Raw genomic sequence first — 13,603 nt, 5'->3', positions numbered from 1 at the left:
AGTCAGCCCTTCCTGCGCCGTCGCCTGTCGCGGCTTGATGATATCAGCACTTTCCATACCGACCATACTGCGCAGTATCAGCTGACCGCGCCCAACGCGACGATGATGCAGAAGATCCGCGACCAGATCGGCCAGCAGATCAACAGCAGCCTGGCGCTGGACGATTTCAGCATCGCCTCTGCACCGAGCGCATTCACGCCGGCACCGCTGCAGGCCGAACCGGTGCGCCGCGCCGCGCCGAAACCCAAGGCGCCGCCACCGCCGGTAGCCAAGCGCTTGATGCGCCTGCAGGTGCGCGAGGCGGATGGTTACAGCTATATCGCGGAAGACGGCCTGGCGGTGATCACCGAGGCCTGCAAGGTGGCCAATACCAGCATCGACGAATTCGCCAAGGCGCTGGAACTCAGCCGTCCGGGCCTGGTGCTGATTCTCAATGGACGCGATCCATGCAGCACGGCCTTGCTGAAAACCCTGCGCCGGCTGGTGGTGCGTGCCGGCGGCGTGGTCTAGGGCTCAGAACTCGACGTCGAGCTCATCCAGCTCGTCGGGCTCGGCTTTCGCGGCGTCGATCCAGTCCTGGATGATCGGCCAGGCCATCACGGTCTGGCAGTAGGCGGCGCAGGCCGGATCGAGCTTCACGTCATAGGTGAGAAAGCGCGAGCAGACCGGGGCATACATCGCATCGGCCACCGTCGGCTTGGCGCCGAACAGCCACGGCCCGCCATAGGCGGTGAAGCAGTCGCGCCAGATCGACACCACGCGATCGATATCGGCCTGGGCGCCAGCCCAGACCTTGAAGCCCGGATAATGCGCTTTCAGATTCATCGGCAATGCCGAGCGCAGGTTGGCGAAGCCCGAATGCATCTCACCCGAGATCGAGCGGCAATGCGAACGCTGCGCCATATCGGTGGGCAAAAGGCCGGCATCGGGGAAGATTTCGCCCAGGTAAGCCGCGATCGCCAGCGTATCCCAGACCGACACCGCGCCATGGGTCAGCCGCGGCACCAGGAAGCTGGGCGACAGCAACAGCAGCTCGGCCCGGGTTGAGGGGTCGTCGCTGGAGAGCAGGACTTCCTCGAAATCCAGCCCGGCCATGCGGCAGAGCAGCCAGCCGCGCAGCGACCAGGACGAGTAATTCTTGCTGCTGATGGTGAGTGTGGCCTTCATCCGCCGGCGTCCCCCATAGGTCCCCAGACTTTAGTCTGCTACATATATCTCGCATTGCAGCACAAACTGCATTAGCTTTTTTAGCGATAAGGCGGCGGGCCGGCATTTTCGCACTCCAGGGGGGAGGGCGGCCTCCAGCCGGGACCAGCCAAGACGCAACAGCTCCAGAACACGCAGCTCCAGAATACTCCAGCAATGGCCCTCGCCGCTCAGATTTCATGATGTATCTGGCCTACCAGACCCAAGCCAACCTGATGGCGCCCCTGCGGGCGCTGGCCGAACAGGCCTTGCCCGGCCTGCAGCAGGCCGCCGGCAGCAACCCGTTCCTGCGCGGTTTTGCCGCGGCCACCGAAATGGTGGCCCGCGCCGGCCTCAGCCACGGCCGCCCGCCGTATCACATCGACAGCGTGCGGGTCGGCAACCGCGAGGTGCCGGTGGTGGAAGAACCGGCGCATGTGACCCCCTTCGGCACCCTGCTGCATTTCCGCAAGGATCTCGACGAGGCGGCGCAGGCGCGGATCGGCGTGCAGCCGCGCGTGCTGGTGATCGCGCCGCTGTCGGGCCATTTCGCCACCCTGCTGCGCGACACGGTGGCCACCATGCTGCCGGATCACGATGTCTATATCACCGACTGGCACAATGCCCGCGATGTACCGCTCTCGGCCGGCCGTTTCGGCTTTGAGGATTATGTCGATCACCTGATCCGGTTCCTCGAGGTGATCGGCCCCGGCGCCCATATGGTGGCGGTGTGCCAGCCCTGTGTGCAGGCGCTGACCGCGGCGGCCGTGATGGCGGAAGAGAAGAACAAGGCCGCGCCGCGCTCGATGACGCTGATGGCCGGCCCGATCGACACGCGGATGAATCCGACCAAGGTGAACGATCTTGCCAAGGAACACCCGATCGAGTGGTTCCGCGAGAAGCTGATCGCCACCGTGCCGCCCGGCCTGCCCGGTGTTGGCCGCCGCGTCTATCCCGGCTTCATCCAGCTCACGGCTTTCATGAGCATGAACATGGACCGCCATGTGAAGGCGCATGTCGAGCTGTTCCAGAATCTGTGGAAGGGCGACATCGCGCAGGCGACCAAGACCAAGGATTTCTACGACGAGTATTTCGCCGTGCTGGACCTGGATGCCGATTTCTATCTCGAAACGGTGGAATGGGTGTTCCAGCAGCATCGGCTGGCCACCGGCGAGCTGATGCATCGCGGCAAGCTGGTGAATCCCAAACTGATCAAGAAAACCGCCCTGCTCACCGTGGAAGGCGAGCGCGACGATATCTGCGCCATCGGCCAGACGGTGGCGGCGCATGACCTGTGCACCGGCATCAAGCCCTATATGAAGCGGCATCATCTGCAGGCCGGCGTCGGCCATTACGGCGTGTTCAGCGGCAAGCGCTGGAACAGCCAGATCTACCCGCTGGTGAAAAACACCATTCTGGCGATGGAATAACCGCCCACGGCGGCGCGTTTTCCGGCAAGCGATTGATTTAACGATACAACTTGGCGCCGATGCGGCGCCGGGCCAGGCCCATGCGCGGCCAGGGCGATCCCATTCAGAGCCAAGGGAAGCCGATTGGAGGCCAATGTGATCCAAGAGAAGCCAATGCGATCCCATGCGATCCGGTTCGATCCAATGGCTGCGACGACAGATTCACGATGGGCAACAGCGGCAATCCTTCGATATGAGCGCTGTGTCCGGCCGATCAAGCCAGGGCTGCAGCGTGGGTGTGATCCGTGGCAATGGCGCCACAGTCTGCAACTGTCTCGCAGATGCGAAAGGCCGGCGCCCCATATCCGAATCTCAACCTAACGCTCGCGCTTCGCTTTCGGCATAAGCTGGCCTCCCGATTGCTGTTCAGGACGGCCAATGATCATCGAGGCCAATCCGGTGTTGAAGGCGGCGCGCGACTTCTGGCGCACCCTGCCGATGCCGGTCAACATTCCCGATATCCGCCTGCTGGATGTGGCGACGATTCCGCGCATCATCCTGCCGCATCTGCTGATCGCCGAGACCACGCGCGGCAATTTCGATCTCGGCCGTCTGAAGCTCTGCGGCACGGAGATCGCGCGCTGGTTCCGCGAAATGCCCGAGGGCATGGATGCGAAAGCCTTCGGCGCGCTCACCGATCCCGCCTATATGCGCCATATGCGCGACCTGCTGGCCGAGCTGATCCAGCGCCGCAAGCCGCTCTATTGCCGCAGTGTCTATACGCTGCCCGGGCTTACCGCCGGCGACCCCGAGAATATTGTCACCGCCGAACGCCTGGTGATGCCGCTGGCCGATGGCGCCACCGCGGTGGAATGCGTCATCGTGGTCGAGACCCTGCGCGCCTCCGACGACCGCGCCGGCCCGATCCGCATGCTGCCGCCCGCGCCGGGCATCAAGGTGGAGCACGATCCCTTCGAGGTCGTCTAGCCGTGTCTGCGGGCATGGACATCGTGGTGGCGCCGGATGCAGTGCTGCCCGCACCGGCCCTGCCATTGCTGCAGCACTGGCGGGCGCTGTGTGGCGATGATCTGCTGCCCGACCTGCATGCGATTGCGCCGGCGAAGGTGCCGCCAGCCATGCTGCCCTGGACCATGACCTTCCGCCGTGATGCTGAGCGCAATCTCACCTATGGCGTGGTGGGCGAGGAACTGGCTTTCCTGTTTCGCGGCAATCCGCGCGGCGGCATGGTGCTGAACTATGCCACGCCCGAGGTGCGGGCCGCACGCTATGCGGTGATTCACCGTGCCCTGGATGAGGGCATCCCGGTCTGGTACACCGCACGGCTATTGTTTGAAAGCGGCGCGGCCGATATCGGCCGGCTTGGACTGCCGACCCGCACCGAGACCGGCGCGGCGCTGCTGCTGATCTATACGCCCCTGACGCCATTGCCCGAGATGACGCAGCGGCGACAACATTTTGGCGAGGGCCCCAGTGCAACCGTCTGGCTCGGGCGCAAGCCAGCCGCATAAAGCGCTATCGGCCGCGGCTTTTCCCCGCCGGCCAAATGCTTACACTGGTGCCCGGGACAAGAAACGCATGAGGGCGCCGCGCCGATGTCGATCCGCAACCAGGCCTATATCGCCGGCGCCTTTGAACATCCCACCCGCAAGGCCACCGATCTCTCGCTGGCGCAGCTGCATGCCGAAGTGGCGAAGGGCGCGCTGGACGATGCGGGCCTGAGCAAAGACGACGTCGACGGCTATTTCTGTGCCGGCGATGCGCCGGGCCTCGGCCCCCTCAGCATGGCCGACTATATGGGGCTGACGCTGCGCCATGTCGATTCCACCGATACCGGCGGCTCGTCCTACCTGATTCATGTTTCGCATGCGGCGCAGGCGATTGCGGCGGGCAAATGCAATGTCGCGCTGATCACGCTGGCTGGCCGGCCGCGCAGCGAAGGCATGGCCACCGGCACGGCGCCACGGGTGTGGAACGCCGCCGCCCCCGACGTGCCGTTCGAGCATTTCTATAACCCCACCGTGGTGAACATGTATGCCATGTGCGCCATGCGCCACATGCACGAGTATGGCACCACGGCGGAACAGCTCGCCTGGATCAAGGTGGCGGCGTCGCAGCATGCGCAGTGGAACGAGCATGCCATGCTGCGCGAGGTGGTGACGGTGCAGGATGTGGTCAACTCGCCGTTGATCGCCGATCCATTGCATCGGCTGGATTGCTGCGTCATCAGCGATGGCGGCGGCGCGCTGGTGGTGGTGCGGCCCGAAATCGCACGCAGCCTGAAACGGCCGCGCGTGCGGCTGCGTGGTGCCGGCGAGGCGCCCAAGCACCAGATGGGCGGCAAGATCGATCTCACCTATTCCGGTGCGCGCTGGTCCGGCCCGGCAGCCTTTGCCGAAGCCGGCGTCACACCCGCCGATATCAAATACGCCTCGATCTACGACAGCTTCACCATCACCGTGCTGATGCAGCTGGAAGACCTCGGCTTTTGCGAAAAGGGCCGCGGCGGGGCCTTCGTGGCCGATGGCAACCTGATCTCCGGCGTGGGCAAGCTGCCGTTCAACACCGATGGCGGCGGGCTGTGCAACAACCATCCGGCCAATCGCGGCGGCATGACCAAGGTGATCGAGGCGGTGCGGCAGCTGCGTGGCGAGGCGCATCCGAAGGTGCAGGTGCCAAACTGCGACCTGGCGCTGGCCCAGGGCACCGGCGGCTCGCTCGGCACCCGGCATGGCAGCGCCACCCTCATCCTGGAACGGGAGTAAGTCGCATGGCCGAGACGCTGGCGCTGCCGTCCAATCCCGAGACCGAGCCCTTCTGGCAGGCCTGCCGCGAGCGGCGCTTCCTGGTCAAGCGCTGCGAAGCCTGCGGCGAGGTGCACTGGTATCCGCGCAGCCTCTGTCCCTTCTGCTTCAGCGACAAAACCGTGTGGCAGGCGGGCGAGGGGCGCGGCACCATCTACAGCTTCAGCATCATGCGCCGCGTGCCCGAGCCCTATGCCATCGCCTATGTGACACTGGCCGAAGGCCCAAGCATGATGACCAACATCGTCGACTGCGATTTCGACGCCATCCGCATCGGCATGGCGGTGACAGTGGATTTCAAGACGCTGGCGGACGGCCGGGTGATCCCGGTGTTCAGGCCGGTCTGAGCAACAGGGATGGAGCGAGCATGAAAGCGGCCTGGTACACAAAAAACGGCGAGGCGAAAGACGTGCTGGTGGTGGGCGAACAGCCGACACCGCAGCCGGCTGCCGGCGAGGTGCTGGTGCGGCTGCACAGCTCCGGCGTCAATCCATCGGATGTGAAAAGCCGGCGCGGCCGGCCACTCGCCTGGCCGCTGGTGGTGCCGCACAGCGATGGCGCCGGTGTGATCGCGGCGGTGGGCGCCGGCGTGGATGCGGCCACGAAAGTCGGCCAGCGCGTGTGGATCTGGAACGGCCAGTGGCAGCGGCCGCTCGGTACGGCGGCGGAGTATATCGCGCTGCCCGCAGCGCAGGCCGTGCCGTTGCCCGATGCGGTGGATTTCAACACCGCCGCCTGTTTCGGCATTCCCGCGCTCACCGCCATCCATGCCCTGCGGCTGGCCCAGGCTGCGGGGGCGCAATCCGTGCTGGTGACCGGCGCGGCCTCGGCCGTGGGGCATTACGTGACGCAGATCGCCGCATCGCGCGGCCTGCGCGTGATCGGCACGGCCTCTGCCGCGCGGGCCGCCACCGCGCGCGCGGCGGGTGCTGCGGATGTGATCGATTACAAGAGCGAGGATGTCGCGGCAAAGATCGCGGCGCTCACCGATGGCCGTGGTGTCGATGCGATCATCGACATGGACCTTTCCTCCACCGCGCCGCTGCTGGCCAAGGGCGTGCTGGCGCCGCATGGCACGCTGGTCTGTTATGGCTCCAATGCCATGGGCGACGTGCCGATCCCGTTCCGCGACCTGCTGTTCCGCGGGCTCAGCCTGCGCTTCTTCGTCGTCTACGAGCTGACGGCGGAAGACCGCCGCGCGGCCCTTGCCGATCTGGATGCGATCCTGCAGGCGGGCAAGCTGGTCACGCGGATCGCGGCAAAGTTTCCGCTTGCGCAGATCGTGCAGGCGCATGAAGCGGTGGAGCAGGGCGCCGCCGGCAATGTGGTGCTCGAGATCGGGTGAGCGACCCCGTCAGCGCGCCTGCTGCAGCTGGTTCAGAAAGGCTTCCGCCGCCCTGCGGCGGCGCAGCCGGATGAAACGGATATGGGCGAAGTCCGGATTTGCCATCAGGGCTTCATAATTGCGGCGGTGCTTGGCAAAGGTCTTGATCGTCCACCACAGAATTGATTGGCGGCTGAAGAAAGTCTGATGGAAGGATTCGCGGTTGCCGGTGCCGGGCCAGAGTTCCTGTTTGCGCCATGCCCGTTGTATGGCGCGCAACACGGCCTGCGTGACGGTGACAGTGAAGGGATAGTCGAGCCAGATCACGACATCGACATTCGCCCATTTGACCGGGATGCTGCGGGAATAGTTGCCATCCAGCACCCAGCACGGGGCGTCGAGCGCCGCCTTCAGATCGGCGAGGAATTCGGCTTCGGGGGCCTGCTGCCAGTGCGCGCGCCAGAACAGCCGGTCCATCTCGATATGTGGCGCGCGCAGGATCTCCGCCAGCCGCCGGCTGAACACCGATTTGCCGCTGCCGCTGGTGCCGACCACGTTGAAGCGCGCGGCCGTGTGCGGGATGTCGGAGAGAGCCGGGGTTTCCATGGCGGATCAGGAAAATTGGTGGAGCCGAGGGGAATCGAACCCCTGACCTCCTCATTGCGAACGAGGCGCTCTCCCATCTGAGCTACGGCCCCAAGCCGGTGCGCCGGCCGGGTCGAAAACGGGACCTCGCAAGGGTCCGGGCCGGGCGGCCAAGCAAGTAGCAAACGGGCCCGGCTTTGTCTACCGCCCAGAAACGTCCGGGGCGCCTTTCGCTCCGGTTCGCCGGGGCTGATCGACTACCAGCCGTTGCACCCCGCTTTTGCCATGGTTTTCCCGTCTTTTTGGCGGCGTTTCCGGGGTGATCAACTTCCCTTTGCTGGTTGCTCGGGTTGCGTTTCGCCGGCCCTGCCAGTATCACTCAGGCCCAGCATCACCCGGGACGATGGCGTCTGCCGGCCGCCCCGAACAGCCCCTCAGAGGAGCGCGAAGCCGCCGATGTATGCCCTGTTCTGGCTGATAGACACCATCCTGGAACTCTACACATGGGTTCTGATTGCCTCGGCCATCCTGAGCTGGCTGATTGCCTTCAACGTGATCAATACGCGAAACCGCTTCGTCTATGCGGTTGGCGATTTCCTCTATCGCATCACCGAACCGGTACTGCGACCGATCCGGCGCATCCTGCCCAACCTGGGCGGCATCGACATATCGCCCATCGTCTTGATCTTGCTAATCTTGTTCCTGCGCCAGCTGATCCGGAACGACATCGCGCCACTGGTTCTCTAAGAGCCGCCGCTGACCGCGCCGAAGCCATACCGCATGCAACCGGAGGGACTCCGCCTCTTCGTGCGGCTCACCCCCAAGGCCAGCCGCGACGGCATCGACGGATTGAAGCCCACCGTCGATGGCGGGGTTGAAGTGGTGGCCAAGGTCACCGCCGTGCCCGAGAAGGGCCGCGCCAATGATGCGCTGCTGCGGCTGCTGGCCAAGCAGCTGAAGCTGCCGCCCGGCCGGCTCAGCGTGGTGGCCGGCGAGACCGACCGGCATAAACAGATTCTGATCAGCGGCGAGGCCGACGCGCTCGATGGCGCGCTGCGTCCCTGGCTCGCCGCGCTTGTCCTGAAGGAGTGACCCGATGAGTGCAACCCGGATCGATGGCAAGGCAGTGGCGGCGGCGTTGCGCGCCGAGGTGGCGGCGAAGGTGCAGCGCTTTCAGGCGCGCGCCGATCGGCTGCCGGGGCTGACGGTGGTGCTGGTTGGCGACGATCCGGCCAGCGAGGTCTATGTGCGCAACAAGGGCATCCAGACCCGCGAGGCTGGCATGATCTCCAACGAGATCAAGCTGGAGGGCAATACCAGCCAAGCCGACCTGCTGAAGATCATCGCCGCCCTGAATGCCGATCCGACCGTGGATGGCATCCTGGTGCAGATGCCGCTGCCGAAACAGATCGACACCCAGGCGATCATCGAGGCGATCGCTCCGGGCAAGGATGTCGATGGCCTGCATCCGGTGAATGCCGGCAAGCTCAACCAGGGCATCGATGCGCTCACCCCCTGCACGCCGCTCGGCTGCATGATCCTGCTGGAAAAGGCGGGCGTGCCGGTGGCCGGCGCCAATGCGGTGGTGATCGGCCGCTCGATCCTGGTCGGCCGCCCGGTCGCAGCCTTGCTGCTGGCCGCCCATGCCACGGTGACCATCGCCCATTCGCGCAGCAAAGATCTGCCCGCGCTCTGCCGCCAGGCCGATATCGTCATCGCCGCCGTCGGCAAGCCCGAGCTGGTGCGCGGCGACTGGATCAAGCCCGGTGCCGCCGTGATCGATGTCGGCATCAACCGCGTGCCGAAAGAGGACGGCAAGACCAGGCTGGTCGGCGATGTGCATTTCGCCTCCGCCGCCGAAGTCGCCGGTGTCATCACCCCGGTGCCCGGCGGCGTCGGCCCGATGACGATTGCCTGCCTGCTGCAGAACACCCTGACGGCGGCCTGCTATCGCGAAAAGATCGACCCGAAGACCCTGTGACACCGGCAGGCTGCCGCTGCGGCAGCCTTTTCCGGCCTGTCTGACGTCACGTCACGGCTTCCCATCCGGCTGAATCGTCCTAATCTGGCGTCATGTCGAAACGCCTGCCGCCGCTGCTCGCCCTGGAAGCCTTCGACGCCGCCGCGCGTGCCTTGAGCTTCAAGGCCGCCGCCGCCGAACTCAATCTCACGCCCTCGGCGATCAGCCACCGGGTCAAGCAGCTGGAGCAGCATCTGGGCCTGCCGCTGTTCCGCCGGCTCAACCGCGAGATCCGCCTCACCGAGGCCGGCCAGGATTATTTCGGCACCGTGCGGCGCGCGTTTGACCAGGTGGCGCAGGTCAGCCTGCGTCTCGGCCGCTCGCCGCAGCAGCCGGTCGAGGAAATGCGGCTGTCGGCGGTGCCGCATTTCGCCGCCGGCTGGATCATCCCGCATCTGGAGGAATTCCTGAACCGCCGGCCGGGCCTGCGCGTCTATGTCGAGTCCAGCGTGCGCAATGCAGATTTCGCCCGCGACGCGGTGGATGCCGCCGTGCGCTATGGCGATGGCAGCTGGCCGGGACTGGCGACGACCAAGCTGACCGATCTCAGTGTGGCCCCGGTCTGCACGCCGGCGCTGCTGAAGCGCCTGCGCAAGCCGGCCGACCTGCGCGAGGTGACGCTGATCCATTTCACCCAGTTCCCGCAGAGCTGGAGCGAATGGCTGGCCGCCGCCGGGCTGCCGGCCTTCCGGCCCGGCCGCGAGGTGTTTGTCGACAGCGTCACCCAGGCGATCGATGCAGCCGAGAATGGGCTGGGTATCGCGCTCGGCATCGCGCCGCTGATCGGACCGCGGCTGGCGACGGGCCGGCTGGTGATGCCGTTCGGGCCGCTGGTGCCGCTGCAGCATGGCTACTGGCTGGCCTGCCGCAAGACGGAGGCGAACCGTCCTGCCATCCAGGCGCTGCGCGACTGGCTGCTGGAGCTGATGCAGCGCGCCGAGGCCGCGATGAAGCCGCACCGGCCGAAGCGGCTGGCGGTGGCGAAGACGCCAGCGGCGAAGAAAAACGCCGCGCGGCGCAGCGTCAGGTGAACCGGATTCACCTGAAACCACCGGCTTATGCGTTTGCGGCCGCGGCAGCGCTTTTCTAGAGTCGCCGCATGAGCGACACAGCCTTTTCCTCCGAACCGGTCACCCTTCCCTGCAGCGATGGCCAGCAGCTGGCCGCCACGCTGTATCTGCCGCAGCAGTCCAACGGCCTCAGCCTGCAGATCAATGCCGCCACCGGCGTGCCGCGCGGCTATTACAATGCCTTCGCCGGTTACCAGGCCGGGCGCGGCTTCACCGTGCTGACCTATGACTATCGCGGCATCGGCGGCTCGGCACAGACACCCGGCGCGCCGGCACCGCGCATGCTCGACTGGGGCCTGCAGGATGTGCCGGCGGCGGCGCGGTTTCTGGCGCAACAGTTTCCGGCGCTGACGCCCACCCTGCTCGGGCATTCCTTCGGCGGCCAGGTGCTCGGCCTGATGCCGCAGGTCGAGGCTTTCGCCGCCATCGTCACCGTCGCCTCGCAGCATGGCTACTGGCGCAACTGGCCGCGTTCGCATCAGGCCAAGCTGTTCTTCGCCTGGTACATGCTGGTGCCGACCCTGCTGGTGCTGCGGGCGAAGGCGCCGTCGCGCCTGTTCGGCGGCGAACCGCTGCCGCGCGGCGTGCTGGCCGACTGGTCGCGCTGGTGCCGCTCGCCGCATTATGTCTGCGACGAACAGGGTCGCGCGCTGCGGCCGTTCAATGATCGCGTGCGCGCACCGATCCGCATGATCAGCTTTAGCGACGATCTCGATTTCGGCCCGCGCAAAGGCGTCGACCGGCTGGCCGAGTATTATCCGCAGGCGCGCATCGAGCGGCAGCATGTGATGCCGGCTGACTGGGGTCTGCCGCGCATCGGCCATTTCGGCTTCTTCAAGCGCGAGATGCCGGCGCAGCGCTGGGCCGAGATCGGCGACTGGCTGCATACGACTGCAGCCGCGCGCAAGCGCCAGGCGGCCTGAGCCGGCGACTCACGCGCTTGTGAGTCAAACGAATCGGACTGACGCTGCGGCAACGGTTCACAGTCGCGCGAATTGACCTGCCACGTCATTGCTGCGGTGGAATCGACGCTTCTAGGGTCGCGCCCCATGAGCATGATTCCGAACGCACCCCAGATCACCATCACATCCGTTTCGATTCCCGTTGCCGATGGCCAGCGCCTGGCCGGTACCCTGTTCGAGCCGCAGCAGGGCAACGGCGTCAGCGTGCAGGTCAATGCCGCCACCGGCGTGGCGCGGCGCTATTACGAAAGCTTCGCCGCCTATCTCGGCAGCCGCGGCTTCACCGTGCTGACCTTTGATTATCGCGGCATCGGCGGCTCGCCGCGCAGCCCGGCCGCGCCGCCGCCGCGCATGCTCGACTGGGGCCGGCGCGACATTCCCGCCGCCGCCGATTTCCTCGCCAGCCGCCTGCCGGGTGCGCGCCGCACCATGGTCTGCCATTCCTTCGGCGGCCAGATGCTGGGCCTGCTGCCGCAGGCCGGCGAGATCGCCGCCGTGCTGGCGATTGCTTCCCAGCATGGCTACTGGCGCAACTGGTCGCGCGCGCATCAGCTGCGGCTGTTCCTGTCGTGGTATGTGGCGTTTCCGCTCGTGGTCACCCTGATCGACCGCATTCCGGGCTGGTGGCTGGGCGGACAGCCGCTGCCGGGCGGCGTGGCGCGCGACTGGCGGCGCTGGTGCTGCTCGCCGCATTACCTGGTGGGCGATGACGGCCGGCCGCTACGGCCCTACAACCACGCCCTGCGCGCGGATATGCGGCTGATCAGCTTTGCCGATGATCTCGATTTCGGCCCCAAGAAGGGCGTCGATGCGCTGGTCGACTATTATCCCAATGCCTTCATCGAGCGGCTGCATGTGGCGCCGCGCGACTGGGGGCTGCAGCGCATCGGCCATTTCGGCTTCTTCAAGCGCGACATGCCGGTGAAGCACTGGGCGGCGCAGGCCGACTGGCTGGAGCGCGCGGCACAGGCCAGGTCCCAGCAGGCCGTGCCGCAGCAGCAGGACAGGGCGGCTATTCGGCCGCTTCAGCCAGTTCGTTGATCAGCGCCGGATTGGTGATTTTGCCCTGATACCCTGGCGCGGTCTGCGCTGCGGGTTTGTCGCGGATCGGAATCCAGCCCATGTCCTGCCAGCCCGATGGCAGCCAGGCCGGGTCGTCCGTCGGTGGCTTCAGGCGGCCGCGCGTGGTCGCGATGCTGCTTTCGATCCGGTTCAGGAAATGGTCGATGATGTCGATGGGATTGCGGCTCACGCCATCGGGCCAGGTCTCGTCGCTGCCGGCAATCGCGGCCAGGAAGGCATCCTGGATGTCCATGGGATCGGTGTAGCCGAGTTCTTTGGCCAGATCGAAACCGTCGGTCTTGCCGGCAAACCAGGCCGGGCTCAGGTCGAGGTCGCCGCCTTCCCAGTTGAATTCGCGTTTCAGACGGTCCTTGACCGAGTCGAAACAGGTCTGCACCCGCAGAGCATACTGCCGCGTTTCATTGCGCGCGTGCGGATCCGCATCGGCCGGCAGTTCCGCCAGCTTCTTCTTCAGGTCGAGGAACAGCTTGCCGACATTCTCCAGAATCTCGTCCACGGTCTTCGAGCCGAACACCTTGTCGATCAGCTTTTCACTGTAGATTGTCCCGCTCATCATCCATTCCGACAGGCCATGCGCAATGTCCTTGCGATAGGTGCCCTCGGGACCGAAATTCTCTTCCAGCCGTTCCAGGCGGCCCTGCGATTCTCTGATCGAGTTGTCGAGGCGCTTGATGTAGCCCAGCAGCAGATCACGCATCGCGCGGTCTTCGCCGTCCAGCGGCAGGCTGTCGAGTTTCTCGACGAGCTCCTGGCGGGTTTTGCGTTCTCCGGCGAGCTTGTCCTCGATTTCCGATTTTACCCGGTCGTAATTCTGCAGCGCCTCTCTCCGGCTCGCGATCGCACCCGCCCTTGTCTCACTGTGGCGAAAGCGCTCGTCGGCATCCATGTCGGCGATCTTTCGCATCTGCCACCGGGTGACCTCTTCGCCGGTCGTATGATTGACGACCGGTACGCCCGGTGGCGGCAGCTCGAAGGTGTGTCCCAGAACCCCTGAGACCTTCTCCGGCGTGATATAGGTCAGCCAGTCCGCGTAATTGATTTTCGGGCCATAGATGGGGCCGGTCACCGGCACCCCGGATTGCGGCAGCTCAAACTTGGTTGTCCCCGGCAGCGTCACTGCAGACATCGCGCTCTCCTGTCACC

Annotated in this window: 16 protein-coding genes and 1 tRNA gene; 13 read left to right on the top strand and 4 right to left on the bottom strand. The window is 65.8% G+C overall.

The genetic code is table 11. The annotated features are described in order from the left end of the window. The coding region (locus AAG821_RS12490; RefSeq protein ID WP_341912721.1) for a hypothetical protein at nucleotides 1–510 on the top strand (510 nt) is incomplete at its 5' end. Between the two features lie 3 nt (nucleotides 511–513). Here the strand turns inward: AAG821_RS12490 and AAG821_RS12485 are convergent. Next, nucleotides 514–1,167 (bottom strand): glutathione S-transferase family protein, encoded by a 654-nt coding sequence (locus AAG821_RS12485; RefSeq protein WP_341912719.1) that lies wholly within the window; start codon nucleotides 1,165–1,167, stop codon nucleotides 514–516. 218 nt (nucleotides 1,168–1,385) lie between these two features. On the opposite strand from AAG821_RS12485, the gene phaZ reads away from it, so the two are divergent. The 6 genes from phaZ (at nucleotide 1,386) to AAG821_RS12455 (ending at nucleotide 6,761) form a co-directional block, all read left to right on the top strand. Beyond that, the gene (gene phaZ / locus AAG821_RS12480) at nucleotides 1,386–2,615 is read left to right on the top strand and encodes a polyhydroxyalkanoate depolymerase (RefSeq protein ID WP_341916295.1); all 1,230 of its coding nucleotides are present in this window, start codon (nucleotides 1,386–1,388) and stop codon (nucleotides 2,613–2,615) included. 417 nt (nucleotides 2,616–3,032) lie between these two features. Next, nucleotides 3,033–3,581, top strand: a complete 549-nt coding sequence (locus tag AAG821_RS12475; protein ID WP_341912715.1) for a hypothetical protein — start codon at nucleotides 3,033–3,035, stop codon at nucleotides 3,579–3,581. 2 nt (nucleotides 3,582–3,583) lie between these two features. Further along, nucleotides 3,584–4,123, top strand: coding sequence for a hypothetical protein (locus AAG821_RS12470; RefSeq protein WP_341912714.1), 540 nt, complete (start codon nucleotides 3,584–3,586; stop codon nucleotides 4,121–4,123). Between the two features lie 84 nt (nucleotides 4,124–4,207). Continuing rightward, complete coding sequence (locus tag AAG821_RS12465; RefSeq protein WP_341912712.1) at nucleotides 4,208–5,377, top strand: thiolase domain-containing protein; 1,170 nt, start codon at nucleotides 4,208–4,210, stop codon at nucleotides 5,375–5,377. Between the two features lie 5 nt (nucleotides 5,378–5,382). Further along, nucleotides 5,383–5,763 (top strand): OB-fold domain-containing protein, encoded by a 381-nt coding sequence (locus AAG821_RS12460; RefSeq protein ID WP_341912710.1) that lies wholly within the window; start codon nucleotides 5,383–5,385, stop codon nucleotides 5,761–5,763. Nucleotides 5,764–5,783: 20 nt separating this feature from the next. After that, on the top strand, nucleotides 5,784–6,761 hold the full coding sequence (locus AAG821_RS12455; RefSeq protein ID WP_341912708.1) for an NADPH:quinone reductase: 978 nt from the start codon (nucleotides 5,784–5,786) through the stop codon (nucleotides 6,759–6,761). A gap of 9 nt (nucleotides 6,762–6,770) precedes the next feature. On the opposite strand, the gene AAG821_RS12450 is transcribed toward AAG821_RS12455, so the two are convergent. Beyond that, nucleotides 6,771–7,346, bottom strand: a complete 576-nt coding sequence (locus AAG821_RS12450; protein ID WP_341912706.1) for a hypothetical protein — start codon at nucleotides 7,344–7,346, stop codon at nucleotides 6,771–6,773. A 16-nt stretch (nucleotides 7,347–7,362) separates the two neighbouring features. Continuing rightward, nucleotides 7,363–7,438, bottom strand: a tRNA-Ala gene (locus tag AAG821_RS12445). A 343-nt stretch (nucleotides 7,439–7,781) separates the two neighbouring features. On the opposite strand from AAG821_RS12445, the gene AAG821_RS12440 reads away from it, so the two are divergent. The 6 genes from AAG821_RS12440 (at nucleotide 7,782) to AAG821_RS12415 (ending at nucleotide 12,418) form a co-directional block, all read left to right on the top strand. Next, nucleotides 7,782–8,072 carry a YggT family protein gene (locus tag AAG821_RS12440; RefSeq protein WP_341912704.1) on the top strand — a complete coding sequence of 97 codons (291 nt, stop codon included), beginning with the start codon at nucleotides 7,782–7,784 and terminating at the stop codon, nucleotides 8,070–8,072. 33 nt (nucleotides 8,073–8,105) lie between these two features. Beyond that, entirely contained in the window at nucleotides 8,106–8,417 is a 312-nt protein-coding gene (locus AAG821_RS12435) for a DUF167 family protein (RefSeq protein WP_341912702.1), read from the top strand. A 4-nt stretch (nucleotides 8,418–8,421) separates the two neighbouring features. After that, nucleotides 8,422–9,306: a bifunctional methylenetetrahydrofolate dehydrogenase/methenyltetrahydrofolate cyclohydrolase FolD gene (folD, locus tag AAG821_RS12430; protein ID WP_341912700.1), complete on the top strand. Its 885-nt coding sequence runs from the start codon at nucleotides 8,422–8,424 to the stop codon at nucleotides 9,304–9,306. Nucleotides 9,307–9,398: 92 nt separating this feature from the next. Beyond that, nucleotides 9,399–10,376 (top strand): transcriptional regulator GcvA, encoded by a 978-nt coding sequence (gene gcvA / locus AAG821_RS12425; protein WP_341912698.1) that lies wholly within the window; start codon nucleotides 9,399–9,401, stop codon nucleotides 10,374–10,376. Nucleotides 10,377–10,444: 68 nt separating this feature from the next. Continuing rightward, complete coding sequence (locus AAG821_RS12420) at nucleotides 10,445–11,338, top strand: alpha/beta fold hydrolase (protein WP_341912696.1); 894 nt, start codon at nucleotides 10,445–10,447, stop codon at nucleotides 11,336–11,338. 126 nt (nucleotides 11,339–11,464) lie between these two features. Next, entirely contained in the window at nucleotides 11,465–12,418 is a 954-nt protein-coding gene (locus AAG821_RS12415) for an alpha/beta fold hydrolase (RefSeq protein ID WP_341912694.1), read from the top strand. Here the strand turns inward: AAG821_RS12415 and AAG821_RS12410 are convergent. After that, nucleotides 12,390–13,586, bottom strand: a complete 1,197-nt coding sequence (locus tag AAG821_RS12410) for a hypothetical protein (RefSeq protein ID WP_341912693.1) — start codon at nucleotides 13,584–13,586, stop codon at nucleotides 12,390–12,392. The genes AAG821_RS12415 and AAG821_RS12410 overlap by 29 nt on opposite strands. Nucleotides 13,587–13,603: the final 17 nt, after the last annotated feature.

Source organism: Ferrovibrio terrae (assembly GCF_943372915.1).
GTDB lineage: Bacteria > Pseudomonadota > Alphaproteobacteria > Ferrovibrionales > Ferrovibrionaceae > Ferrovibrio > Ferrovibrio terrae_A.
The sequence above is the reverse complement of the archived record's forward strand: the minus strand, read 5'-3'. Positions and strand labels throughout refer to the sequence as shown.

Excerpts from the sequence above, each read along its gene's own strand:
- AAG821_RS12475 (WP_341912715.1), top strand. The coding sequence starts at position 3,033 with ATGATCATCGAGGCCAATCCGGTGTTGAAGGCGGCGCGCGACTTCTGG.
- AAG821_RS12485 (WP_341912719.1), bottom strand. The coding sequence starts at position 1,167 with ATGAAGGCCACACTCACCATCAGCAGCAAGAATTACTCGTCCTGGTCG.
- AAG821_RS12420 (WP_341912696.1), top strand. The coding sequence starts at position 10,445 with ATGAGCGACACAGCCTTTTCCTCCGAACCGGTCACCCTTCCCTGCAGC.
- AAG821_RS12410 (WP_341912693.1), bottom strand. The coding sequence starts at position 13,586 with ATGTCTGCAGTGACGCTGCCGGGGACAACCAAGTTTGAGCTGCCGCAA.
- AAG821_RS12455 (WP_341912708.1), top strand. The coding sequence starts at position 5,784 with ATGAAAGCGGCCTGGTACACAAAAAACGGCGAGGCGAAAGACGTGCTG.
- AAG821_RS12460 (WP_341912710.1), top strand. The coding sequence starts at position 5,383 with ATGGCCGAGACGCTGGCGCTGCCGTCCAATCCCGAGACCGAGCCCTTC.
- gcvA (WP_341912698.1), top strand. The coding sequence starts at position 9,399 with ATGTCGAAACGCCTGCCGCCGCTGCTCGCCCTGGAAGCCTTCGACGCC.
- folD (WP_341912700.1), top strand. The coding sequence starts at position 8,422 with ATGAGTGCAACCCGGATCGATGGCAAGGCAGTGGCGGCGGCGTTGCGC.
- AAG821_RS12450 (WP_341912706.1), bottom strand. The coding sequence starts at position 7,346 with ATGGAAACCCCGGCTCTCTCCGACATCCCGCACACGGCCGCGCGCTTC.
- AAG821_RS12415 (WP_341912694.1), top strand. The coding sequence starts at position 11,465 with ATGAGCATGATTCCGAACGCACCCCAGATCACCATCACATCCGTTTCG.
- AAG821_RS12465 (WP_341912712.1), top strand. The coding sequence starts at position 4,208 with ATGTCGATCCGCAACCAGGCCTATATCGCCGGCGCCTTTGAACATCCC.
- phaZ (WP_341916295.1), top strand. The coding sequence starts at position 1,386 with ATGATGTATCTGGCCTACCAGACCCAAGCCAACCTGATGGCGCCCCTG.
- AAG821_RS12440 (WP_341912704.1), top strand. The coding sequence starts at position 7,782 with ATGTATGCCCTGTTCTGGCTGATAGACACCATCCTGGAACTCTACACA.
- AAG821_RS12435 (WP_341912702.1), top strand. The coding sequence starts at position 8,106 with ATGCAACCGGAGGGACTCCGCCTCTTCGTGCGGCTCACCCCCAAGGCC.